This window comes from uncultured Roseobacter sp. (genome assembly GCF_947493125.1).
Classification (GTDB): domain Bacteria; phylum Pseudomonadota; class Alphaproteobacteria; order Rhodobacterales; family Rhodobacteraceae; genus Roseobacter.
In genome coordinates, this window is sequence record NZ_CANLQB010000003.1 from 321,315 (window position 1) to 343,507 (window position 22,193).

General features: G+C 61.8%; 20 protein-coding genes and 2 tRNA genes. 16 read left to right on the top strand and 6 right to left on the bottom strand.

The genetic code is table 11. From position 1 onward, the window contains the following. Positions 1 to 15: 15 nt before the first annotated feature. The 5 genes from Q1A71_RS08055 (at position 16) to Q1A71_RS08075 (ending at position 6,620) form a co-directional block, all read left to right on the top strand. On the top strand, positions 16 to 1,593 hold the full coding sequence (locus tag Q1A71_RS08055; protein WP_299673832.1) for an ABC transporter substrate-binding protein: 1,578 nt from the start codon (positions 16 to 18) through the stop codon (positions 1,591 to 1,593). 97 nt (positions 1,594 to 1,690) lie between these two features. Next, on the top strand, positions 1,691 to 2,638 hold the full coding sequence (locus Q1A71_RS08060) for an ABC transporter permease (RefSeq protein WP_299673834.1): 948 nt from the start codon (positions 1,691 to 1,693) through the stop codon (positions 2,636 to 2,638). After that, entirely contained in the window at positions 2,635 to 4,515 is a 1,881-nt protein-coding gene (locus tag Q1A71_RS08065) for a dipeptide/oligopeptide/nickel ABC transporter permease/ATP-binding protein (protein WP_299673836.1), read from the top strand. The genes Q1A71_RS08060 and Q1A71_RS08065 overlap by 4 nt, the downstream gene beginning before the upstream one ends. Next, positions 4,512 to 5,465: an oligopeptide/dipeptide ABC transporter ATP-binding protein gene (locus Q1A71_RS08070; RefSeq protein WP_299673838.1), complete on the top strand. Its 954-nt coding sequence runs from the start codon at positions 4,512 to 4,514 to the stop codon at positions 5,463 to 5,465. Before Q1A71_RS08065 ends, Q1A71_RS08070 begins: the two co-directional genes overlap by 4 nt. An 84-nt stretch (positions 5,466 to 5,549) precedes the next feature. Beyond that, complete coding sequence (locus Q1A71_RS08075) at positions 5,550 to 6,620, top strand: saccharopine dehydrogenase C-terminal domain-containing protein (RefSeq protein ID WP_299673840.1); 1,071 nt, start codon at positions 5,550 to 5,552, stop codon at positions 6,618 to 6,620. Positions 6,621 to 6,623: 3 nt separating this feature from the next. Here the strand turns inward: Q1A71_RS08075 and Q1A71_RS08080 are convergent, their stop codons facing one another. Next, on the bottom strand, positions 6,624 to 7,367 hold the full coding sequence (locus Q1A71_RS08080; RefSeq protein ID WP_299673842.1) for an aspartate/glutamate racemase family protein: 744 nt from the start codon (positions 7,365 to 7,367) through the stop codon (positions 6,624 to 6,626). A gap of 155 nt (positions 7,368 to 7,522) precedes the next feature. On the opposite strand from Q1A71_RS08080, the gene Q1A71_RS08085 reads away from it, so the two are divergent. Beyond that, on the top strand, positions 7,523 to 8,767 hold the full coding sequence (locus tag Q1A71_RS08085; RefSeq protein ID WP_299673844.1) for an FAD-binding oxidoreductase: 1,245 nt from the start codon (positions 7,523 to 7,525) through the stop codon (positions 8,765 to 8,767). A gap of 567 nt (positions 8,768 to 9,334) precedes the next feature. Here Q1A71_RS08085 and Q1A71_RS08090 read toward each other — a convergent pair. Then, a tRNA-Thr gene (locus Q1A71_RS08090) sits at positions 9,335 to 9,409 on the bottom strand. Between the two features lie 86 nt (positions 9,410 to 9,495). Here Q1A71_RS08090 and Q1A71_RS08095 point away from each other — a divergent pair. From Q1A71_RS08095 to Q1A71_RS08130, 8 genes are all read left to right on the top strand, one after another. Further along, complete coding sequence (locus tag Q1A71_RS08095) at positions 9,496 to 9,675, top strand: hypothetical protein (protein WP_299673846.1); 180 nt, start codon at positions 9,496 to 9,498, stop codon at positions 9,673 to 9,675. 4 nt (positions 9,676 to 9,679) lie between these two features. Then, positions 9,680 to 10,948 carry a UDP-N-acetylglucosamine 1-carboxyvinyltransferase gene (gene murA, locus Q1A71_RS08100; protein WP_299673848.1) on the top strand — a complete coding sequence of 423 codons (1,269 nt, stop codon included), beginning with the start codon at positions 9,680 to 9,682 and terminating at the stop codon, positions 10,946 to 10,948. Next, positions 10,945 to 11,412: a DUF2948 family protein gene (locus Q1A71_RS08105; RefSeq protein WP_299673850.1), complete on the top strand. Its 468-nt coding sequence runs from the start codon at positions 10,945 to 10,947 to the stop codon at positions 11,410 to 11,412. Before murA ends, Q1A71_RS08105 begins: the two co-directional genes overlap by 4 nt. Positions 11,413 to 11,482: 70 nt before the next feature. Beyond that, positions 11,483 to 12,784: a histidinol dehydrogenase gene (gene hisD / locus Q1A71_RS08110; protein WP_299673852.1), complete on the top strand. Its 1,302-nt coding sequence runs from the start codon at positions 11,483 to 11,485 to the stop codon at positions 12,782 to 12,784. Positions 12,785 to 12,869: 85 nt separating this feature from the next. Continuing rightward, entirely contained in the window at positions 12,870 to 13,349 is a 480-nt protein-coding gene (locus Q1A71_RS08115; protein WP_299673853.1) for a UPF0262 family protein, read from the top strand. Further along, on the top strand, positions 13,350 to 13,811 hold the full coding sequence (locus Q1A71_RS08120) for a low molecular weight phosphatase family protein (RefSeq protein ID WP_299673855.1): 462 nt from the start codon (positions 13,350 to 13,352) through the stop codon (positions 13,809 to 13,811). It abuts the gene before it with no gap. Positions 13,812 to 13,822: 11 nt separating this feature from the next. Further along, complete coding sequence (locus tag Q1A71_RS08125) at positions 13,823 to 14,215, top strand: ketosteroid isomerase-related protein (protein WP_299673858.1); 393 nt, start codon at positions 13,823 to 13,825, stop codon at positions 14,213 to 14,215. A gap of 2 nt (positions 14,216 to 14,217) precedes the next feature. Continuing rightward, positions 14,218 to 14,805, top strand: a complete 588-nt coding sequence (locus Q1A71_RS08130) for a GNAT family N-acetyltransferase (protein ID WP_299673860.1) — start codon at positions 14,218 to 14,220, stop codon at positions 14,803 to 14,805. Between the two features lie 9 nt (positions 14,806 to 14,814). On the opposite strand, the gene Q1A71_RS08135 is transcribed toward Q1A71_RS08130, so the two are convergent. From Q1A71_RS08135 to Q1A71_RS08145, 3 genes are all read right to left on the bottom strand, one after another. Beyond that, complete coding sequence (locus tag Q1A71_RS08135) at positions 14,815 to 15,195, bottom strand: hypothetical protein (protein ID WP_299673862.1); 381 nt, start codon at positions 15,193 to 15,195, stop codon at positions 14,815 to 14,817. Between the two features lie 62 nt (positions 15,196 to 15,257). After that, positions 15,258 to 16,352, bottom strand: coding sequence for a porin (locus tag Q1A71_RS08140; protein WP_299673864.1), 1,095 nt, complete (start codon positions 16,350 to 16,352; stop codon positions 15,258 to 15,260). A 905-nt stretch (positions 16,353 to 17,257) separates the two neighbouring features. Next, complete coding sequence (locus Q1A71_RS08145; RefSeq protein WP_299673866.1) at positions 17,258 to 18,409, bottom strand: hypothetical protein; 1,152 nt, start codon at positions 18,407 to 18,409, stop codon at positions 17,258 to 17,260. A gap of 47 nt (positions 18,410 to 18,456) precedes the next feature. On the opposite strand from Q1A71_RS08145, the gene lepA reads away from it, so the two are divergent. Together lepA and Q1A71_RS08155 are read left to right on the top strand one after the other, a co-directional pair. Then, positions 18,457 to 20,256 (top strand): translation elongation factor 4, encoded by a 1,800-nt coding sequence (lepA, locus tag Q1A71_RS08150; protein ID WP_299673868.1) that lies wholly within the window; start codon positions 18,457 to 18,459, stop codon positions 20,254 to 20,256. 190 nt (positions 20,257 to 20,446) lie between these two features. Further along, positions 20,447 to 21,502 carry a hypothetical protein gene (locus tag Q1A71_RS08155; RefSeq protein ID WP_299673870.1) on the top strand — a complete coding sequence of 352 codons (1,056 nt, stop codon included), beginning with the start codon at positions 20,447 to 20,449 and terminating at the stop codon, positions 21,500 to 21,502. 447 nt (positions 21,503 to 21,949) lie between these two features. On the opposite strand, the gene Q1A71_RS08160 is transcribed toward Q1A71_RS08155, so the two are convergent. Beyond that, positions 21,950 to 22,025 (bottom strand) — tRNA-Thr (locus Q1A71_RS08160). Between the last annotated feature and the right edge of the window lie 168 nt (positions 22,026 to 22,193).

Here is a 22,193-nt window from a genome sequence, read left to right on the forward strand (position 1 = left end):
GAGAGGACAACAGAAATGACAGTTTTGACATGGACGCGGCGCAGCGTGCTGGCTGCGTCAGCTGCTTTCGGCCTGAGCCTGGGTCTGAGTGCGCCGACACTCGCGCAAACACCGCCGGGCGTTCTGATCGTGGGGCAGATCGCGGAGCCCAAGGCGCTCGATCCGGCGGCGGTGACGGCGGTGAATGATTTCCGCATCCTGATGAACGTTTACGACGGACTGGTGCGGTACAAGGACGGGACGCTGGAGGTGGAGCCCGCGTTGGCAACGGCCTGGGAGATCAGCGAGGACGGCACCGTCTATACATTTTCGCTGCGCGAGGGGGTGACCTTCCACGATGGCAGCGCTTTCGACGCGGCGGCGGTGAAGTTCAACTTCGACCGGATGCTGAAGGAGGATCACCCCTACCACGACACCGGCCCCTTCCCGCTGGCGTTCTTCTTCTCGGCTGTGCAGGAGGTCACGGTGATCGACCCGCTCACTGTGCAATTCACGCTGGACGCGCCATATGCGCCGTTCCTGTCCAATCTGGCCTATCCCACCGGGTTGATCGTATCGCCTGCCGCTGTGGAACAACACGGCGCGGAGTTTGGGCGCAACCCGTCGGGCACCGGTCCGTTCACCTTTGCGGAATGGCGCAGCAACGAGGCGGTCGTGATCGAGGCGAACCCGGACTATTGGGACGGCGCACCGGCGAGCCAGGCGGTTGTCTTCCGGCCGATCTCCGATGCGAACACGCGCACGGCCGAGATGCTGGCGGGCGGGATCGACCTGATGGTCGAGGTGCCGCCGGTAGCGCTTTCGGAATTTGCGGGGGACGCATACACATTGCACGAGCAGGCGGGCCCGCATGTGTGGTTCCTGATCCTGAATGCGAAAGAGGGGCCCTTTGCCGACGTGCGCGTCCGGCAGGCGGCGAACTACGCGATCAACAAATCCGCCATTGTGAACGATGTGCTGGAGGGTACAGCTGCTGTCGCAGCCGGACCCACGCCACCCGCCTTTGCCTGGGCGTACAACGAGAGCCTTGAGCCCTATCCTTATGACCCGGAGAAGGCCAAGGCGCTGATCGCCGAAGCGGGCGCAGAGGGCGCCGAGCTGACCTTCTATGTGACCGAAGGGGGCTCGGGCATGCTGGACCCGGTGGCCATGGGGACGGCGATCCAAGCCGATCTGAAGGCAGTGGGCTTCGAAGTGACCATCGAGACCTACGAGTGGAACACCTTCCTTGGTGAGGTGAACCCAGGGCTGGAGGGCAAGGCCGATATGGCGCAGATGGCGTGGATGACGAATGACCCTGACACGCTGCCCTATCTGGCGCTGCGCACAGAGGCCTGGCCGGAGAACGGCGGCTTCAACTCCGGCTATTACTCGAACCCGGAGGTGGACAAGCTGCTGGAGGATGCACGCTCTGCGACCGATCAGGCCGAGCGGGCGGCGCTCTATCAGGAGATGCAGACCATCGTCCAGGAAGACGCGCCCTGGGTTTTCGTGGCCAATTGGAAGCAGAACGCCGTCACATCCGACCGGGTGGAGAGTTTTGCGTTGCAGCCGTCGTTCTTCCTGCTGCTGAAGGATGTGGTGAAGAACTGATCTGGTTTCGAACCGGGCGAGGCCCGGTCCGACCGGCCGGGGGCTGCGCCCCCGGACCCCCAGGGGACACATGTGGCCAGTGCAGGGGAGCCCGGGCATGGCGGGGTACATACTGAAACGGCTGTTGTCGGCGATCCCGGTTCTGCTCGGCATCACGGTGATCGTCTTTGCAATCATGGCGCTGATCCCGGGTGATCCGGCGACCGCGATCCTGGGGTCCTTTGCGACGCCTGAGAATGTCGAGAAGCTGAACCGGGACCTCGGTTTGGATAAGCCGCTGGTCGCCCAGTACTTCATCTGGCTGGGCAATATGCTGCAGGGCGATTTCGGGCAGAGCTTCGCACTGAACAGGCCCGTGATCGACGAGTTGCTGGAGCGGTTTGGAGCGACGCTGATCCTCGCGGGGACAGCCTTCGTTCTGTGTTCGCTTTTCGGGGTGATGGCGGGGGTGGTCTCGGCGGCGCGGCAGTACGGGTTTGCGGACAAGGCCATCACTTTCGTCGTGCTGCTGGGGATTTCGATCCCGTCGTTTTTCCTCGGCATGATGATGATCCTGACCTTCGCGGTCAGTCTGCGCTGGTTTCCGGTCTCGGGCATGTGGCCGATCTATGGCGCGCGGGATCTGGGCGCGCTGATCAGCCACCTGACGATGCCCGCGCTGGCGCTGGCGGTGGTGGCGACGGGGGTGATCGCGCGGCTGTCCCGCTCGGCGATGCTGGAGGTGTTGCGGCAGGATTTCATTCGCACGGCGCGCGCCAAGGGGGTGCCCGAGCGTCGGGTGATCTGGCGGCATGCGCTGCGGGCGGCCATGGTCTCGATCATCCCTGTTCTGGGCATTCAGGCGGGGTTTGTGCTGTCGGGCGCGGTCTATGTTGAGATCGTGTTCCAGTGGCCCGGCGTTGGGCGGATGCTGGTCGATGCCATTCTCAAGCGTGATATTCTGTTGGTGCAGGGCGGTGTGGTCTTTGTCGCCGCCTGCTATGTGATGTTCAACATCGCCGTGGATGTCGCGCAGAGCCTGCTCGACCCGAGGATCAAGACGTGAGGACCTTCCTGTCCCTGCTGGCGCGCAATCGACTGGCGCTGTGGGGTGGGGTTGTTCTCTCGGTCGTGGTGCTGCTGGCGCTGATCACGCCGCTTTTGCCGCTGGCCGAGCCCGATGTGACCGACACCGCCAACCGGTTCAAACCGCCGTTCTCGGAAGGTGCCTTGCTGGGCACCGATCATCTGGGCCGCGATCTGCTGAGTCGGCTGCTCTGGGGGACGCGGCTGTCACTGGCGGTGGGGTTTGCGGCAGCGCTGATTGCGGCGACCGTCGGGGCGACGATCGGGATCATTGCGGGCTTCTATGGCGGGCGCACTGACAATGTGATCATGCGCGGCGTCGATATGCTGATGGCCTTTCCCTACATCCTGCTGGCGCTGGCGATTGTGGCCGCACTTGGGCCGGGGCTGCTGAATGCGCTGATCGCAGTGGCGGCGGTGAACGTGCCCTTCTTCGCGCGCAATATCCGGGGGGTCACGGTGAGCATCGCGCATAAGGAGTTTGTGGATGCGGCGCGATTGGCGGGGATGAGCAACGCGCGGATCATCCTCTTTGAAATCCTGCCAAACGTCTTGCCGGTCATTGTGATCGCGATGTCGACAACCATCGGCTGGATGATCCTGGAGACGGCGGGTTTGTCGTTCCTTGGACTTGGCTCGCAACCGCCGCAGGCCGATCTGGGCTCGATGCTGGGGGAGGCGCGCGCGGCTCTGATCACCAACCCGCATACCTCGATTGTGCCGGGCGCGATGATCCTCGTGATCGTCATGTGCATCAACCTGCTGGGCGACGGGGTGCGCGATGCGCTCGACCCGCGGCTGAAATCCGGCGCGCTGAGCCGACCGATGCCAGCGACGGCGGTGGATCGGGCCGAGGTGCCAGCCGCGCAGGGCGACGGGCTGCTGGCCGTCCAGCAGTTGCAGACGCAATTTCACGTGAAGGACCGTGTGTATCGCGCGGTCGGCGGGGTCGACTTGACGGTGGAGCCGGGCCAGTGTCTCGGCATCATCGGGGAAAGCGGCTCGGGCAAGTCGGTGACGGCGCTGTCGATCATGGGGCTGGTTGCGTCGCCGCCGGGTGTCATCACCGGCGGGGCCGTGCGCTTTAAGGGGGAGGACCTGATCGGCGCCCCCTACGAGACGCTGCGGTCTCTGCGTGGTGACCGGGTCGCGTACATCTTCCAGGACCCGCTCTCGACGCTGCATCCGCTCTATACCTTGGGGGATCAGTTGATCGAAGCGGTGCAGTCGCATCACCGTGTTGCGCGTGCCGAGGCGCGCCGCCGTGCGATCGAGCTGCTAACTTCGGTGCGCATTCCCAATGCGGAAAGTCGGGTGGACAGCTATCCGCACGAGTTGTCGGGCGGAATGCGCCAGCGCGTCGGCATCGCCATGGCACTTGCGAATGATCCGGAGGTGATCATTGCCGATGAGCCGACGACTGCGCTGGACGTCACGGTGCAGGCACAGATCCTGTCGCTGCTGGACGATTTGCGGCGCGAGCGTGGGCTGGCGATCATCTTCATCACCCATGACTTTGGCGTGGTGGCGCAGCTTTGCGACCGCGTCGCGGTGATGTACGCGGGTCGGATCGTGGAGGAGGGCCCGACCAAGGCGATCCTGACCGCGCCGGCGCATCCCTATACCGCGCGGCTGATGGCCTGCGTGCCCGAGTTGGGGCAGGGACGGCGGCGGTTGGAGGCGATCACAGGGTTGCCGCCGGTGGTCGACAAGCTGCCCGCGGGCTGCGCTTTTGCGGAACGCTGCATCAAGACGCGCGATGCCTGCCGCGGCGGAGAAATCGCTTTGGCGCAGAGCGGCGCCCGCGCGGTGCGCTGCATTGACCCGGATGTGGCTCTTGCGGAGACCGTGGCATGACCCCTGCGCTGCGCCTGACGGAGCTTTCAAAGACCTTTGACGTGGGCAAGTCCCTCTTTGGCCGGGCGAAGGGGCGTGTGCATGCGGTGCATCCGGTGACACTGGATGTGCAAACGGGAGAGACCCTCGGCATCGTCGGTGAATCTGGCTGCGGCAAGTCCACGCTCGCGCGATTGCTGGTCGGGTTGACGGCGCCGACCACGGGCCAGATCGAGATTGAGGGGGAGGTGCTCAACACCGCGGACGCCGCCGCCTTCGGCAAGCGCATCCAATACGTGTTCCAGGACCCGACCAGCAGCCTGAACCCGCGCAAGACGATCCGGCAGATCATGGACGCGCCGCTGAAACACCTGCATGCGCTGGACCGGGCCGCGCGCGCGGCGCGCATTGTCGAGATTTTCGCTGCGGTGAACTTGCGGGAGGAGTTTCTGGACCGCTATCCGCACGAGTTCTCGGGCGGGCAGGCACAACGGATCGGGATTGCGCGGGCGCTGGCGGCTGAGGCGCGCATCCTGATCCTGGACGAACCGGTCTCGGCGCTGGATGTTTCGGTGCAGGCGCAGGTGCTGAACCTGCTGGCCGATCTGCGCCGCGATCTGGGGCTGACCTATCTTTTCATCAGTCATGATCTGGCGGTGGTCGAGGCGGTGAGTGATCGTGTCGCTGTTCTCTATTTCGGCTCCATTGTGGAGATTGGCCGTGCCGAGACGATCTTTGGCCGACCGGCCCACCCCTACACCCGGCTGCTTGCTGACAGCGCACCGGTGGTCGGGCGCGCCCTCTCCGCGCCGGAGGGGCGGGAAACGGAACTGCCCGACCCGCTGAACCCGCCGCTGGGCTGTGCCTTCCGCGCGCGTTGTTCGCGCGCCACGGAGCTTTGTGCCACGACAGCTCCACCGCTTGGTGATCTTGCGCGCGATCACAGTGTGGCCTGTCACAACCCGCTTTAGAAAAACGTCCTTGCCCTCTCGTCGCGAACGCGATTTGCATGTGATCGGCGGAGCATCACCGCCGCAGGCAGGAGGGGAGCGCAGATGAAGTCTATTGTCGTATTGGGCTTGGGCAAAGTGGGTGCGCTGGCGGGGGAACTGCTGCACACGGCAGGGTTCACCGTGACCGGGATGGATATGGAGACGGCCCCTGCCGAGCTGCCGTTCGAAACGCGGCGGCATGACCTGGCCGACCTCACACAGCCGACCGGTGAACTGCGCAATACCGATGCGGTGCTCTCCTGCCTGCCCTATCACCTCAGCGCGGCCGTGGCTGAAGCCGCCCACGCGGCCGGCATCCATTACTTCGATCTGACCGAGGACGTGCCCACGACCAAGGCCATCCGTGATTTGGCAGAGACCTCAGCGGGTCTGATGGCGCCGCAATGCGGGCTGGCGCCGGGATTTGTGGGGATCGTGGGCGCCGATCTCATCGGGCAATTCGATGACTGTCGGATGTGCAAGATGCGTGTGGGCGCGCTGCCGCAGCACCCCACCGGGCTCATGGGGTATTCGTTCAACTGGTCACCGGAGGGCGTCGTGAACGAGTATCTCAACGATTGCGAGGTGCTGGAGGACGGGCAGATCAAGACCGTCTCGCCGATGGAGTGGATCGAGAAACTCTATATCAACGGCACCGAATTGGAGGCTTTCACGACCTCGGGCGGTCTCGGCACCATGTGTGAGACGTATCACGGGCGGGTGCCCAACATGGACTACAAGACCATGCGCTATCCCGGTCATGTGGCGCTGATGAACTTTTTCTTTCACGAACTGCTGATGCGCGACCGCCGACGCGAGGCTGGCGAGATCCTCGTCAATGCCAAGCCGCCGGTCGATGATGACATCGTCTATGTGCATGTCTCGGCAGAGGGCAGGATTGACGGGGCGCTGGAGCGGCGCGAGTTCGTCCGCGGGTACAAGCCGATGGCGCTCGCCGGGCGCAGCAGGACGGCGATTGCATGGACAACGGCCTGTTCCGTTGTGGGCATCATCGAGCTGGTGCGCGATGGCGTGTTGCCGTCTGCCGGATTTCTGAAGCAGGAGGATGTGCCCCTGGCGGCGTTCCTGCAGACGGGGACCGGCCGGGCCTACGCTGCCCAGGGCGAGGTTTGATCGCTAGAGGGGCCGCGGATCTTCCACCATCTGCCCAAAGATCCTCGGGGTCAGTGCCCCCTGGAACCAGTTGACGAGGGTGTAGATCGAAAAGACGGGCCGCCCGGTCGCGCGCCGGATGTCCGGGGCATAGGGCACCATGTTCGTGCATTCCAGAAGGATGGCGCCCACGTCGGGGTAGGTGCCCACCAGCTCTGTGGCGCTGTCGAGCATATCGCGCTGACAGGCGCCGAAGTCGATGCGCGGCTGGTCGGTGAGAAAGGCCTGGGAGAAGCAGCGCCCGCCCTCCGTGCCCACGATTGGTACCTCCGCATGCACGCCGGCGGCGGCGAGATGGTCCGGTGTCAGGCTGGTTTTCGAGACGGTGAGCACGCCGACCTGTTGACCAAACGGCAGGCTGCGCTGGATCATCGGGATTTGCATCAGTGCCGAACTGGCCACGGGCACGCCCAGTCCCATCGCCAGATCGTCTTGCAGGACTGACAGAAACCCGCAGTTGGTGACAATTCCGTCGCACCCCATGCGCACCAGCGCCCGGCCTTCGGTGAGGAAGGCATCCCGCATCGCCCGTGCATCCTGGAGCACGATCTGATCGGGCGTGGCGCCTTCCACCACGCGATATTGCACCGGGAACGGCCAGGTCGTTGCATTGCCGATATCGCCGGGGATGCGGGGAAACCGCGTCTCCAGCATCAGGATGCCGACGGTCGCCCCATAGACCGTTTTGCCGCCCCGTTGGACATCCATATCGCTCGCTCCGTGCCGCTGTGGCCCTTTTTCGCCTCATATGCTGTCTCACTTATGCCGAAAGGGCAATCGTGCAGCACCTGTCCTGCGCGGTCACAAAGGATTGACGCAGCGTCCCCTGCCCGCCAAATGGTCCTGCGGGGACAGGATGAGCGATGACCGGGACCATCATTATCATCGGCGGAGGCATTGTCGGTGTCTCGACGGGGATCTGGCTGCGGCGGTATGGCGCAAAGGTCATCCTGCTGGATCGCAGCGCGCCGGGGCAGGGCACCTCCTTTGGCAACGCGGGCGTGCTGGCGGCCTGTTCGATGGTGCCCGTGACGACACCGGGCCTGATCCCGAAAGCGCCGGCCATGCTGTTGAACAAGGATTTTCCACTGTTCCTGCGATGGGGCTATCTGCCGAAGCTCGCGCCTTGGCTCATGAAGTACCTCAGCCATGCCAATGATCGGGAGACGCGGCGGATTGCGCAGGGCCTCACGCCGATCGTGGCAGACACGGTTGAGCAGCACAAGGCGCTGGTGCAGGGCACTCAAGCGGCCGATTGGGTCACCGACAGCGACTATCATTTCGCCTACAGGGATCGCGCAGCCTTCGACGCCGATGGCTATACCTGGGAGCTGCGCCGCGCGGCGGGCTTCGTGCCCCAGATCACGGAAGGGGCGGCGGTGCGGGAGGTGGAGCCCGCCCTCTCGCCAGCGGTGGGATGTCTGGCGACGATGAAGGATCACGGGTTCATCCGGGACCCGGGCGGGTATGTTGCTGCGCTGGCGCGGGTCTTCACTGATCTAGGGGGCGAGATCAGGACAGCGGAGGTGACGGACTTTGATCTGTCAGGTGGGCGGGTCGCGGCGGTCTGCACGACCGAAGGCGCCTTGCCCTGTGATCGCGTGGTTCTGGCCACTGGCGTTTGGTCAAAGCCGCTGATGCAGAAGTTGGGTCTGTCCGTGCCGCTGGAGAGTGAGCGGGGATACCATATCGTCTTTGAAGGTGCGGTGGGGGGACCACAGGCTCCCACGATGGTGACCAGCGGGAAATTCGTGGCGACACCAATGGCCGCCGGGCTGCGCTGCGCCGGCGTGGTGGAACTTGGGGGTTTGGACACCGGCCCGTCGAAAGCGCCCTTCGCGCTGTTGCGACGGCAGGTTCGGGTGGCGTACCCCTCTCTGACCCACGGGCGGGAGGTGGAGTGGATGGGCCACCGCCCCGCGCCCGCCGACAGCCTGCCGCTGATTGGAGAGATTGCCGAAACCGGTGTGCTGAGCGCTTTCGGGCATCACCACATCGGCCTGACCGGCGGTCCCAAGACGGGCCGTCTGATCGCGGAGATGCTCACCGGTCAGGTGCCCAACATGGACCTGCGCCCCTACACGCCCAACCGCTTCGCGGCGCGTTAGGCGCGTGGAAGCACAACGCCAGGGCCATGACCGCAAGGGTCTCAATGCTTTGTGTCAGCAGCCACGGTGAGACATCCATACGACAAGGGCGGCGCGTCAACCGACTGGTCATCATCGCGGCCTCAGACCAAAACCTCTCTGCGATTGGCCTGACAAACGGCTTGTCGCAGCGCAAGGTGAAAGGCTGGGATCGCAGAACCAACTCGACGATCTCAAGCGACAGGTCGAGAGCCTTCCGGATCGTGTGACTGAAGCGGATGAATCCACGGTGGTCCGCACCTCAGAGGGCGAGATCAAATAGCTGGAAAGAAATAGAACTGCACTGCGGGAGAAGACTAAGCACGAGGTGTCAGAAAGGTTTCGGCCATGGGACTGTATCGAACTCACCCTTGGACTTCGGTCAAACTCGCCCAAATTGTTCTGGAATTGAGCTTTTGCAAGGCGAGAGACTTCTGCCTGCGTTGGGTGCGAGGTCGCACGTCGATACCGCCAAAAAGGTATGTCTCGAATGCTCGGCTTAGCGCTCCATTCGACATGTTTAGAAGAATATTCGGTGTGAAAGCGAGATGGTGCTGCTGGAGAGAATTGAACTCTCGACCTCTCCCTTACCAAGGGAGTGCTCTACCTCTGAGCTACAGCAGCGCCGATGGCTCGGGTGATTAGACGCAATCCCGCAGCGGCGCAAGCCCAATCTGGACGCTTTCGGCTGCCTGCGATAGACAGGCGCCATGGCACGGAAATCAGACCCTCGAGAGCCGGTTCGCGCTGGCGCGGCACGTGAAGATCGCTTGAAGGCGGCACTGAAAGCCAACATGGCGCGCCGCAAGGCGCAGGCACAGGCGCGGGCGCAAAGCCAGGGGGCACAGGCAGGCGGTTCACCGGACGCCGGAGCAGAAAAGGACGCATAAGCGCATGGATTCAATACTTGTGAAGGGCGGCGGCGCGTTGAGCGGGCAGATCCCCATTGCGGGCGCCAAAAATGCCTGCCTGACGCTGATGCCCGCCACGCTTCTGACCGAGGAACCTTTGACACTGATCAACGCGCCGCGGCTCAGCGACATCCAGACCATGACCCAGTTGTTGCAATCCCTGGGCTCAGAGGTCGCCGCCCTGCAGGATGGACAGGTCATTGCTCTGGCGAGCCACGATATCAGCAATCACACCGCGCATTATGACATCGTGCGCAAGATGCGCGCCTCGATCCTTGTGTTGGGCCCGCTGTTGGCGCGGGAAGGTCACGCGGTGGTCTCGCTGCCGGGCGGATGCGCCATCGGCGCGCGTCCGGTTGATCTGCACCTCAAGGCGCTGGAAGCCATGGGGGCCGACCTTGAATTGAAAGACGGCTATGTGCATGCCAAAGCCCCGAACGGGCTGCAGGGTGGTACGGTGGATTTCGACTTCGCCTCTGTGGGGGCGACCGAAAACGCGCTGATGGCAGCGACCCTGGCCAAGGGCACGACCGTTCTCAACAACGCGGCGCGTGAGCCCGAGATCGTGGATCTGGCGCGCTGTTTGCGTGCCATGGGCGCGCGGATCGCCGGTGAAGGCACGTCGATCATCACGATTGAGGGGATCGACCGGCTGGGAGGGGCCACGCACACCGTTGTGACCGACCGGATCGAGCTCGGCACCTACATGCTGGCGCCGGCCATATGCGGCGGCGAGGTCGAACTGCTGGGGGGGCGCCTCGATCTGGTGGAGGCGTTTTGCGAAAAGCTCGACGCTGCAGGTGTCGACGTGACCGAAACCGAGCGAGGGCTCAAGGTGAGCCGTCGCAACGCCGGAGTTCACGCGGTCGATGTCACGACCGAGCCCTTCCCGGGCTTCCCAACCGACCTTCAGGCGCAGATGATGGCATTGCTCTGTACCGCAGACGGGACGTCCGTTCTGGAAGAAAAGATCTTTGAAAACCGCTTCATGCACGCGCCGGAACTCATGCGCATGGGCGCTGACATCGACGTGCACGGAGGGACTGCAACTGTCACCGGGGTTGAAAAGCTCAAGGGCGCGCCGGTCATGGCAACCGATCTGCGCGCGTCCGTCTCATTGATCCTGGCGGGGCTGGCTGCGGAAGGTGAAACGCTGGTCGGCCGAGTCTATCATCTTGACCGCGGCTATGAACATGTGGTCGCGAAGCTCTCCGGCGTCGGCGCAAACATCCAGCGGATTTCCGGCACATGAACGACGCGCGTTTCGAAGATGGCCGGGAGGCACCGCTCAATCTCGGCGCGGTGGATGCGGATGATCTGGCCGTGGTCTCCGCGCTGGTTCAGGACGGGGTGTTTCCCGCGACGGAGATGCGCTGGGACCGGAGCGCGCGCCGCTTTGCCCTGCTGATCAATCGGTTCCGGTGGGAGGAAGGTCCGGCGCGTGCGGCCTCACCCGAACGGGTGCAGTCCCTTCTGGTGTTCGAAGGGGTCACCGGTGTCGCAAGCAACGGCATCGACCGCACCGACTGCGACACTGTGCTGTCTCTCTTGTCGATTGCCTTCGAGGCAATCGACGCGCCCGCAGGACAGGTGCTTTTGACCCTTGCGGGAGATGGCGCGATCCGGCTGTCTGTCGAAGCGCTGGAAGCCACTTTGAAAGACGTCACCAAACCCTATATGGCTCCGTCGAAGAAAACGCCGGAACACCCGGACTGAATGCGTCTCTGTCTCAATCTCCTTGCGTCGATGCCGCAGCGGCCTCCGACGCCTGTCCAAGGTCAGCCCCATGCCCGTCTTCCTCGATGCCACCGCGCCCGACTTTGAGAGCTCGTTCGAGCGCCTGCTCACCGCCAAGCGCGAGGACAGCCCGGATGTGGATGAGGCTGTGGCCGCCATCATCGCCGATGTGCGTGCGCGCGGGGACGCGGCAGTGCTTGAGCTTACCGAAAAATATGACCGGCTCGCGCTGACGTCCGAGGCCTTGCGGGTCTCGGCGGCGGAGATTGACGAGGCCACGGCCAATGTCCCGGCGGTGGAGATTGCGGCCCTTGAGCTTGCTGCCGAGCGCATCCGCGCCTATCACGAGCGCCAGCAACCGCAGGATCTGCAGTGGACCGATGCAAGCGGCGCGACCCTCGGTTGGCGCTGGACGCCCGTGGCCGCCGCAGGGCTCTACGTGCCGGGCGGTTTGGCCTCCTATCCGTCTTCGGTGCTGATGAACGCCATCCCGGCCAAGGTCGCCGGCGTGCCGCGTCTTGCCATGGTTGTGCCGGCGCCGGACGGAGTGTTGAACCCCCTGGTGCTGGCTGCTGCCGCGCTCGCCGGTGTCGACGAGATTTACCGGATCGGTGGTGCGCAGGCGGTGGCGGCCCTGGCCTATGGCACCGAAACCATCGCGCCGGTGGACAAGATCACCGGCCCCGGCAACGCCTATGTGGCTGCGGCCAAGCGCCGGGTGTTTGGCAAGGTCGGCATCGACATGATTGCCGGGCCGTCCGAGATCCTGGTCATTGCCGATGGTGACAACGACCCGGACTGGATAGCACTTGATCTGCTGAGCCAGGCGGAGCACGACGAAAGCGCGCAATCGATCCTGATCACCACGGATGCGGGGTTCGGGCGCGCGGTGGCGGAGGCCGTCGCAGCGCGTCTTGAAACGCTTGAGCGGCGCGCAATCGCGGGCACGTCCTGGCGCGATTTCGGGGCGATCATCACCGTGCCGGACCTTACAACGGCTGCAACGCTCAGTGACCGCATTGCGCCCGAGCACCTTGAGCTCTGCGTCGCCGATCCCGAGACCTTGAGCGCGCAGATCACCCATGCGGGGGCAATCTTCCTTGGCCAGTGGACGCCGGAGGCCATCGGCGACTATGTGGGCGGGCCAAACCACGTGCTGCCCACCGCGCGCTCTGCCCGGTTTTCCTCGGGCCTCTCGGTGCTGGATTTTCTCAAGCGCACCACGCTCGCGCGCATGACACCCGGCGCCTTGCGCAGCATCGGCCCGGCGGCGGAGACGCTGGCACAGACTGAAAGCCTGGAAGCGCACGGCCTCTCGGTCACTGCACGGCTCAAGAAGCTCAACGACTGACCCGGGGCGCCTTCGTCGTTGCTCTTTGCGGCGAACCTGCGTTAAGCATCTCGAGTTTGTTTGTTTTGCGTGAAGAACCTCTCCTATGTCCCGTATTTCACAGATCGTCCTTGATGACGCTGGCCTGCCGCCGGCCACCCCAGAGATCGAACAGGAGCGCCGTGTCGCGATGTTCGATCTGCTTGAGGAGAACACCTTCAAGTTGCCTGCCCGCGATGGGCGCGCGGTGCCCGAGGGGCCGTACCACGTGAGCCTGGCGATCCGCGACAAGCGGCTGGTGTTCGATGTGAACACCGAAAGCGCGGAAAAGGCGGCGGAGTTTCATCTCTCGCTGGGGCCCTTCCGGCAGGTCGTGAAGGACTATTTCCAGATCTGCGAAAGCTATTTCGAGGCTGTGAAAAAGCTCCCACCCAGCCAGATCGAGACCATCGACATGGCCCGCCGCGGCATCCACAACGAAGGCAGCCGTGTGCTGCAGGAGCGGCTCGACGGCAAGGTCGAGGTGGATACTGACACCGCCCGCCGCCTCTTCACGCTGATCTGTGTGCTGCACTTCGGAGGCTGAATGAGCGACGCGCTCCCAGGGTCGGTTCTGTTTTGCTGCGACCACAATGCCGTGCGCTCTCCCATGGCCGAAGGGATCATGAAAAAGTTCTACGGCACGGGCACTTACGTGCAGTCCGCCGGGGTTACGAACGATATGGAGATCGACGGGTTTTCCATCGCTGTGTGCCAAGAAATGGATGTGGAGTTGTCCCGCCACCGCTCGCGCAGCTTTGATGAGATGGAGAACTGGGGGGATGATCTGAGTTCCTTCGATCTGGTCATCGCGCTGAGCCCCGCGTCACAGCGCCGGGCGCTGGATCTTACCCGCTTCTACCATCTGGACGTGGAATACTGGCCCATTCTCGATCCAACCGGCCTCGGCGAGAGCCGCGAGGCCAAGCTCGAGAGCTACCGACAGGCACGCGATCAGATCAAAGAGCGTCTACTCAACCGGTTTGGCGCGCCCACCGAGATTATCTGAGGAGGACCGCCATGGCGGATGTGGTGAAGCGATACTTCGAGGCCTTCAACGCAAAGGACACGCGCGCGATGCTCGATTGCCTGTCGGACGACGTGGCACATCACGTGAACGAGGGCGGTGTGCGCCGGGGCAAGGAGGCCTTCGCGGTGTTCTGTGACCACATGAGCCGCTGTTACGACGAGACACTGACCGACATGGTGATTTTCGATGCGCCTGAGCATGGGCGCGCCGCTGCCGAATATGTGGTGAATGGCCGTTATCTCGAGACAGATCAGGGGCTGCCCGAGGCGAAAGGCCAGCGATATCAGCTGCCTGCGGGGTCGTTCTTTGATGTCGCAGACGGGCTGATCACCCGTGTGACGACGCGCTATAACTTCTCGGATTGGGTCCGGCAGGTCTCCTGAGCGTGGCGCTTGATATCCGCCCCTTGAGCCGGTCCGAACTGTCGGATCACATCGAAGATGTCGCGCGGCTGCGGATCACCGTGTTCCGAGATTGGCCTTATCTTTACGACGGTGACCTCGACTACGAGCAGCGGTATCTGCAGCCCTATCTGACCAGCGCAAAGGCGATTGTGGTGGGCGCGTTTGACGGCGCACGGCTGGTCGGCGCTTCCACCGGAACACCGCTGAGCGATCATGCGGAGGACTTCGCGGCGGCTTTTGCCGAGGCCGGGTTGGACCTCGCCAGGATCTTCTATTGCGCCGAGAGCGTCCTGTTGCCGCAGTATCGCGGGCAGGGTGCGGGCCATGCTTTTTTCGAGGCGCGCGAGGCTCATGCCCGGGATCTGGGGTACCTCAAGTGTTGCTTTTGTGCGGTGATCCGGCCGGGTGATCATCCTGCGCGGCCAGCGGGCTATGCTCCGCTGGACCCGTTCTGGCGCAAACGCGGCTATGCACCGCTCGAAGGGGTGACAGCGCGGTTTTCGTGGAAAGATCTGGACACCGCCAACGAGACCGAAAAGACGCTGCAGTTCTGGATGCGGGACCTTTGACCGGGTCTGTCAGACTTCCCTGCAAAAGGTTTCGGCGGTCTCTGCAAAGCGCTTCCACGCCGTCCAGAAGCGTTCATTGCCCGGCGCATCGGATTGTCGGACATCCTGTAACTGCCCGGGTTCACTGAAGAAACGGACGCTGCGCTTCTGCTGGGCCGGTGTCAGGGTTTGGTTGGCGGCGGCCTGGATGCAGCCGCAACGTTCCCGCGTCGCACCGGGGCGTCGATGCACGAGACAGGCGGTGCCAATCGGGCCGGAGGCGAACTGGGGCGTGCCGTCGGCAACGGGCAGAGGGGGCGGGCTGAGAGCCGCGGTCTGCTGCGGTGCGTTCCCGCCACCGCAGGCGGCCAAGGTCAGAATGAAACAGATCAGGCCAGCGCCGCGCAGCATCGTGAAGGTCCCGCGTTGAGATGGCTCTGTTATGGCGCATCACGGCGCCCACTGCAAACCCGTCAGAAGCGCCAGCGCGCCCCGACGAAGGTCACATCCTGATCCAGCAAGTCGGCGCCGGTGTCGTCGAACTCGAAGGTGCGGTAGCTGGCATAGAGCTCGGTGTTCCAGGCATCGACCTTTTGCACCACGGCGAGGCCGACGGAGCTTGAGTCCGAGCCAGTCACGCCGAAGTCTTCGCCCGCGTAGTAGTCAAGCGAAATGCGGGTCTCTCCGGCGGCGATCCAATCGCGTTTGATGCCGCCCTTGATGTAGACATAGCTCGCGTCGCCGTCCTGTTGGCGACCGGTGGCGACGGAGAGGTTGAGGCCGGTGTCCTTGTGCAGGATCGCGACCGACCCGAGCAGCAGCTCTTCATCGGAATCGCGGATCGACAGACCTGCGCGGGCAGCCACCTGATAGGCGCCGTAATCCTGATCGTACTTCAGGCCGATGTCGTAAAATTCGTCTTCATTTCCGCGGGTTAGGACCTCTTCCCCGGCGCTGACCGCCAGCGAGAATCCGGCGAAACTGGGGGTGTCATAGCGGATGCGGAACCGCCTGCCGCCGTCGAAGGCGCTGAAGGCGTCGCCGATGTCAAATCCGGAGGCGCCGCCGCCTGCAAGCTGGAAGACCTGGCTGCCCGCCTGATCCTGCAGGCTGGAGTAGGCGATGACGGAGGTGCCGGAGAAGTCGGCCTCCGCCGTGCTGTCGGTGGCGATACTGCCTTGTCCGAAGGAGAAGGTGCCGAAGGTGTGGGACTGGTAGATCGCCTCGAACTTGCGGATCTCGGTGCGGCGGTAATTCTGCTCGAACCCGTCGTCGGCGCCATTGATGCTGGAGGAGCCCGTGAAGCCCAGAGCGGTCTCGAAATGCAGGCGGAATTCGGCGCCGCCCTGCAGTGGCTGTTTGTAGATCAACCCGATCCGGCTGTTGGAATTATCGTTATCTGTCAGGCCTGTATTCGATCCGTCGCCATTGTCCACGTTGATGATGCCGAGGTTCAGATGGCCGTAGAAATCGACCTCGGGGCCTGCCTGCTGAGCGGTGGCGGCGAGCGGCAGCGCAAGGGCGAGGAGCCCGGCGGAAGCGGGGAGGATGCGGGGGGAGTGCGTCATGGACGTGCCTTTCGGGAAGCGGCGCCGGACCGGCGTCTCTATACATCTTACGCGTGTATCTGGGTGGGTCAAACTCACGAGTGGCGGAGGGCGGTGCGTGGGTGCACGAGGGATTGTGCGGAATTGTGGACCATTCGGTCTCTAAGTTGATCGGGCCGTAAAGGGACCGTACGCGCAACAGTTCGGGCGGTGGTTTTGGCGTGGGGCGCCGAATCGCGGGTTAACGCAGGTTTTCAGGGCGATTTGGACGTCGGTATCGCGTCGGTATAACGTCGGTATTGTGTCGGTGCCGCGCACCGACGTTGCGTGGTTAAGAGAGAGCGCGGTGGGGTTTGTTGAGAGGGGGTTAAGGCACGGTTCGGCATTGCCGAATTGAACGGTCCGGGGGGGACGGTTCAACGTGCCGTACACACACGTCGCAAGACTTGGGCCGGTGGGTAAGGCCCGTCTGGGAGGCCGTCCGGGATGAGGCCGTCGTCCAACGGTCCGGCAGGTCATTGGTGGGCCGAACACGCATTGTGTCGCTTGAGGGCAGAACCGGCCAACTCCACAGAGGCTTTGCCTCCGCTCTGTCGCCGACACAGGTGCCGGGCACCAGCTTCGCGAAGCGCCAGGGTGGACCGATATCATACGATGCGCTTTCAGAATGGCGCCTGCGTTCGAACCGAGGGGGGGTGGCAGCGCCTCGGAAACTATCCGGGGGCTGTTTCAGCCGTTAACGGGCGGTGCCCCGGGGGAAGCGTGAAGGGCGGTACGCTTTCAGTATAGCACCGCGCCCGAACCGAGGGGTGGACGCGAAGCGCCCGCGTCACGCCGCAGGCGTGCCTCTGGCACGACGGGGGCGGTTCGGGCGCTGCCCAATCGGAGATTGGGCATTTAGAGAAGCGTTTTGCTGCAACCCGGATTCAAAAAAGCAGCGATAGCCATTTGAGCGCCGCGTCGATAAGTTCAACGAGCTTGTCTTGGTTCTGAACCGCCCAAGCATCTGCTCCCTTCTTGACCACAGTTACAGTTGCTACGCTGATACCTGTGGCGACCGTCCCCGCGACCCAAAGTCCGGATGCCTTCAATACGCCTGCAATGAGGGAGAGTGCGCGCTTGATTCTGGACGGCGTTGGCGTTTCCGCCTGCGCCTGTGTGCGCAGTTCGTCTGCGGCGACCCAGATTATGGTCTCCGGCGCTTGAGCAGGAAGGTCGTCGTCCGCCAAGGAGGGCGGCTGGTTGTGGCCCATTCCCGGCCCGCCGGGTTGTGACAAGTGGGCAGACTCTGCGATGCCGTGAGCGATGACCTGGACATCATAAGCGGCACGGATTTCAGAAATGCGACGTTCTAGGACGGCTTGCCCAGACTCCCAATGCCTATCGGTAATCTCCAGTGCAATGCGTTGAGTCAGTTCCCACGGCAGCGGAGTACCTTTGAGAATGGCGTCGTACCAATCGTACAAAAAGTATCTATTCCGGCTATTGCCATCGGAGTGTCCAAAAACGCTCGGAGCGAGCGATGGAAAGGGGTTGGCCAGCTGCTCATCGTGCCACAAAGGCGGCCACGACAAAGGCTGGAGGCTGTCGAGGTGCGCGGCTCTATAGATGGACGATGCGGCGCGCTCTCGATCTGGTAGGTCCTCCGGTTTGTATTCTGGGTTCTGTGGATCTGGGCCAGTTGGCGCGACGAGTTCGCGGGCGCTAGCAGCCGTTCGCCCTAAAGTGTTGCGAGCGAAGAGAACGGAATCCTGCTGTGAGTCGCAGACAGTGAATAGCGCGCATTGAAGGGATAGAGCGGCTCTTTCATGTGCTTCTTCGTCATACAAAGCTGCATCGGCTATGGCTTCTGCCGCCGCGCCTGCGGCTTTTGCGAATCTTACTCGACCACCGTCATGATCTCTGCTGGCGGCTGAGGCGATCAGCGCGGCGCGAAAACCGTTGAAAAGGTCTTCACTTCGCGTTTCGAGCGCAGGCAAGCACCGGAGTGCGGAACGCGCCCCAAACCAGACTCTGGTTTGATGATTTTGACCGTCCAGCCAATCTCCAGCGCTGTCGAAATCCAAAATTTCTGACATCTAAAACTAATTGACCCTTAGAGGATTCCGCACCATATCCCAACACCATGACACCGCTTTCACATATCCGCAATTTCTCCATCGTCGCGCATATCGACCATGGGAAATCGACGCTCGCTGACCGGCTCATTCAGTCCACCAACACGGTGGCGGACCGGGATATGAAGGATCAGATGCTCGACAGCATGGACATCGAGCGCGAGCGCGGCATCACCATCAAGGCGCAGACCGTGCGGATCAATTACACCGCGCAGAATGGCGAGGGTTATGTGCTCAACCTGATCGACACGCCGGGGCATGTGGATTTCGCCTATGAGGTCTCGCGGTCCATGCGGGCGGTCGAGGGGTCCTTGCTGGTGGTGGACAGCACGCAGGGCGTCGAGGCGCAGACGCTGGCGAATGTGTATCACGCGATTGATGCGGATCACGAGATCGTGCCGGTGCTGAACAAGATCGACCTGCCGGCCAGCGACTGTGACCGGGTGGCGGAGCAGATCGAGGATGTGATCGGGATCGATGCGAGCGGCGCCATCCAAGTCTCGGCCAAGACCGGGCAGGGCATCACAGAGACGCTGGAGGCCATCGTGCAGCATCTGCCCGCGCCCAAGGGCGCGCGCGAGGCGCCGCTGAAGGCGATGCTGGTGGACAGCTGGTACGACAGCTATCTCGGCGTGATCGTGTTGGTGCGGATCATGGACGGCGTGCTCAAGAAGGGCGAGCGCATCCGGATGATGCAGACCGGGGCCAGCTATCACGTCGACCGGATCGGTGTCTTCCGCCCTGAGATGACGGTGATTGACGCCTTGGGGCCGGGGGAGATCGGGTTCCTGACGGCCTCGATCAAGCAGGTGCGGGATACGCGCGTGGGCGACACGATCACCCATGAGAAGAAGGGCACGGAGGTGGCGCTGCCGGGGTTCAAGCCCTCGCAGCCTGTCGTGTTCTGTGGGCTCTTCCCGGTGGATTCAGCGGAATTTGAAGACCTGCGCGATGCGATCGAGAAGCTGGCGCTGAATGATGCGTCGTTTTCCTATGAGATGGAGACGTCCGCCGCGCTGGGCTTCGGGTTCCGCTGCGGGTTCCTGGGGCTCTTGCATCTGGAGGTAATCCGCGACCGGATCGAGCGGGAGTATGACATCGAGCTGATCACCACGGCGCCCTCGGTGATCTATCATGTGTACCTCAAGGACGGCGAGATGATGGAGCTGCACAACCCGGCGGATATGCCGGATCTGACGCTGGTCGATCATCTGGAGGAGCCGCGGATCAAGGCGACGATCCTGGTGCCGGATGAGTATCTGGGCGACGTGCTGAAGCTGTGTCAGGACCGGCGGGGCATTCAGCTCGATCTGACCTATGCGGGGTCGCGCGCGATGGTGGTCTATGACCTGCCGCTCAACGAGGTGGTGTTCGACTTCTACGACCGGCTGAAATCGGTCACCAAGGGCTACGCGAGCTTTGACTATCAGATGATCGGCTACCGCGAGGACAAGCTGGTGAAGATGTCCATTCTGGTGAACGACGAGCCGGTGGATGCGCTGAGCACAATGGTCCACCGCGACCGGGCGGAGCAGCGCGGGCGGGCGATGGTGGAGAAGCTGAAGGACCTGATCCCGCGGCACATGTTCAAGATCCCGATCCAGGCGGCCATCGGTGGCAAGGTGATCGCGCGGGAGACGCTCTCGGCGATGCGCAAGGACGTGACGGCCAAGTGCTACGGTGGCGACGCGACGCGGAAGCGCAAGCTGCTGGACAAGCAGAAGGCGGGGAAGAAGAAGATGCGCCAGTTCGGGAAGGTGGATATTCCGCAGGAGGCGTTTATTTCCGCGTTAAAAATGGATGGCTGACAGCTGGCCATTTTTGACGACGCGTGCGGGAAAGCGGCTTTGCATAGCAGAGTTGCGGCCGCACCTCAGTACAGTGGTGGCGGGGATGGATAGGTGAGCTTTGACATCTCTGGGACTTAGCAAAGCGGCAGCAGGATCTCAGATTTTATATGTTTACTTTCATCACTAGGATATTTTTAGCGCCGACACCATGATATTTGCTGCAGCTTTTATCTCAAAGTTTTCACCTATCTCCTCGCTATTCGTATCCGATCTACTGCTGTCAGATGGAAAAGAGAAGTGGGTCTGGAATGGACTTTCTCCGTCTAGACAAAATGGTCTCCCCCATCCTACCTTAGGTGTAGATCTGGTTCAGAAGATGCATATTTGCGGTAAGTACCTATTCTTATGGGCTGGTATAAGGATTGAAACTGCGAGTATTGTTCGTGAGCTAGAAAGGCTGAAATCCAAAAAATTTAACGAAGTTAAGAATTACCTAACTCAGTACTCAGATTTAAACTTAAGATCACTGTCATGGGCATTATTCCATTTTGACGGAAAAAGGATTAAATACATCACTAATAGTTTTAGCGATGATAACGACGAAACGATTGTGGTTTCGATGGGTTCTGGTTCAGGGGACTTGTATTGGGATGAGTTTGGACCAATGAAATCGAATTTTACTCATCCTTTGGTATGTGAGGAGTATGGCGGACTTAGTCCTGCCCTTCGTGCAGCAAGTCAAAGGCTTGGAGAGTACTTTTATCGTGAAACCCAATTCCGCATGGACATAGAGAAAGCCTACGGATCAGGTCTTGAGTGGACGGTACCGTTGAAGTCGGGTGGTTTTAAGAAAATGAACTATTCACTATGTCATCTTCTACATGATGGGGAATCTTGGGGCTTAGCGGCAAAATACCATTTTAAGTATAAATCTAAGCTTCTGACCATAGTTTCAATTTTTGCGCAAAGACCGACCTTCACGAAAGGTCAGATAGGACCAGAATTTCAGGCTGATATCAATTGGTGCCAAAATACCTTGAGTGATCCTAAGTCGCCGCGCATTAACTTTCCCGACAACAACTTATTGAAGTGTTCACGTGAATTCATGATCGCTGAGAGTTCGGGAAGTTTCAAGTTCCGTCCATTTGCTAGAAAGCTATTCATGTCTAAATTTGGCAGTGATGGGCATGGCAAATTAGATGTAAAATTGGCTGGGAAAGAACTGAATGAATATTTTGAGGGTATACCAGCGAAAAGACTTTAGTATATATACGCGGCGGAGCTCGGCAACTTACAATTAGTAGTTTTTATCCTTGGTATAATAATTACTTTTACAGTTTACCGAATTTTTCTCATTCTTATCACATCGAGATAAACGCAAAACGCCTTTGCTAAATGCTCAACCAGAAATCGGTTAGCGCACGGACCGCCTCTGCCGTACTCAAACAGCGCCGGAGGCGTGCTGCGGGCGTTTGGTTCGGCCGCCACTTCGCTCCAACCCTGCGAGCAGAGACAAGGTGGATTTCATATGCAGACTGGAATAGCGTTGCTCAGCGTAGCGTTTGCGCTCTCCACTTTCGTCTCTTCAAACCGCACTCCGAACTGTTTGATCCACCTAGCGCAGAAAGAGGCGCGCTCTCGGCATGTCTGCGACACGCCTGCCGCTTGCACCAGACTGAAACGTTGCTCGTCGCCTTTGACACGGCGACGGTGGTGCCGCATAGGTGACTCGAACACCTGACCCCGTCATTACGAATGACGTGCTCTACCAACTGAGCTAATGCGGCCTAACCAAACGCAGGGCACCATACTAATGCCCTACTATTTTCAATTCCGTTTCGCCAATCCCTTGGCATCACATCACATTCACGAGCGGACCCGCTAATTACGAATGACGTGCTCTACCAGCTGAGCTACAGCGGCGCGCGGGCGATGCCCCGACAGCGCCTCATTTG

Coding starts and splice junctions, on each gene's coding strand:
- Q1A71_RS08055 (WP_299673832.1), top strand. CDS start 16: ATGACAGTTTTGACATGGACGCGGCGCAGCGTGCTGGCTGCGTCAGCT.
- Q1A71_RS08060 (WP_299673834.1), top strand. CDS start 1,691: ATGGCGGGGTACATACTGAAACGGCTGTTGTCGGCGATCCCGGTTCTG.
- Q1A71_RS08070 (WP_299673838.1), top strand. CDS start 4,512: ATGACCCCTGCGCTGCGCCTGACGGAGCTTTCAAAGACCTTTGACGTG.
- Q1A71_RS08075 (WP_299673840.1), top strand. CDS start 5,550: ATGAAGTCTATTGTCGTATTGGGCTTGGGCAAAGTGGGTGCGCTGGCG.
- Q1A71_RS08080 (WP_299673842.1), bottom strand. CDS start 7,367: ATGGATGTCCAACGGGGCGGCAAAACGGTCTATGGGGCGACCGTCGGC.
- Q1A71_RS08085 (WP_299673844.1), top strand. CDS start 7,523: ATGACCGGGACCATCATTATCATCGGCGGAGGCATTGTCGGTGTCTCG.
- Q1A71_RS08095 (WP_299673846.1), top strand. CDS start 9,496: ATGGCACGGAAATCAGACCCTCGAGAGCCGGTTCGCGCTGGCGCGGCA.
- murA (WP_299673848.1), top strand. CDS start 9,680: ATGGATTCAATACTTGTGAAGGGCGGCGGCGCGTTGAGCGGGCAGATC.
- Q1A71_RS08105 (WP_299673850.1), top strand. CDS start 10,945: ATGAACGACGCGCGTTTCGAAGATGGCCGGGAGGCACCGCTCAATCTC.
- hisD (WP_299673852.1), top strand. CDS start 11,483: ATGCCCGTCTTCCTCGATGCCACCGCGCCCGACTTTGAGAGCTCGTTC.
- Q1A71_RS08115 (WP_299673853.1), top strand. CDS start 12,870: ATGTCCCGTATTTCACAGATCGTCCTTGATGACGCTGGCCTGCCGCCG.
- Q1A71_RS08120 (WP_299673855.1), top strand. CDS start 13,350: ATGAGCGACGCGCTCCCAGGGTCGGTTCTGTTTTGCTGCGACCACAAT.
- Q1A71_RS08125 (WP_299673858.1), top strand. CDS start 13,823: ATGGCGGATGTGGTGAAGCGATACTTCGAGGCCTTCAACGCAAAGGAC.
- Q1A71_RS08135 (WP_299673862.1), bottom strand. CDS start 15,195: ATGCTGCGCGGCGCTGGCCTGATCTGTTTCATTCTGACCTTGGCCGCC.
- Q1A71_RS08140 (WP_299673864.1), bottom strand. CDS start 16,352: ATGACGCACTCCCCCCGCATCCTCCCCGCTTCCGCCGGGCTCCTCGCC.
- Q1A71_RS08145 (WP_299673866.1), bottom strand. CDS start 18,409: ATGTCAGAAATTTTGGATTTCGACAGCGCTGGAGATTGGCTGGACGGT.
- lepA (WP_299673868.1), top strand. CDS start 18,457: ATGACACCGCTTTCACATATCCGCAATTTCTCCATCGTCGCGCATATC.
- Q1A71_RS08155 (WP_299673870.1), top strand. CDS start 20,447: ATGATATTTGCTGCAGCTTTTATCTCAAAGTTTTCACCTATCTCCTCG.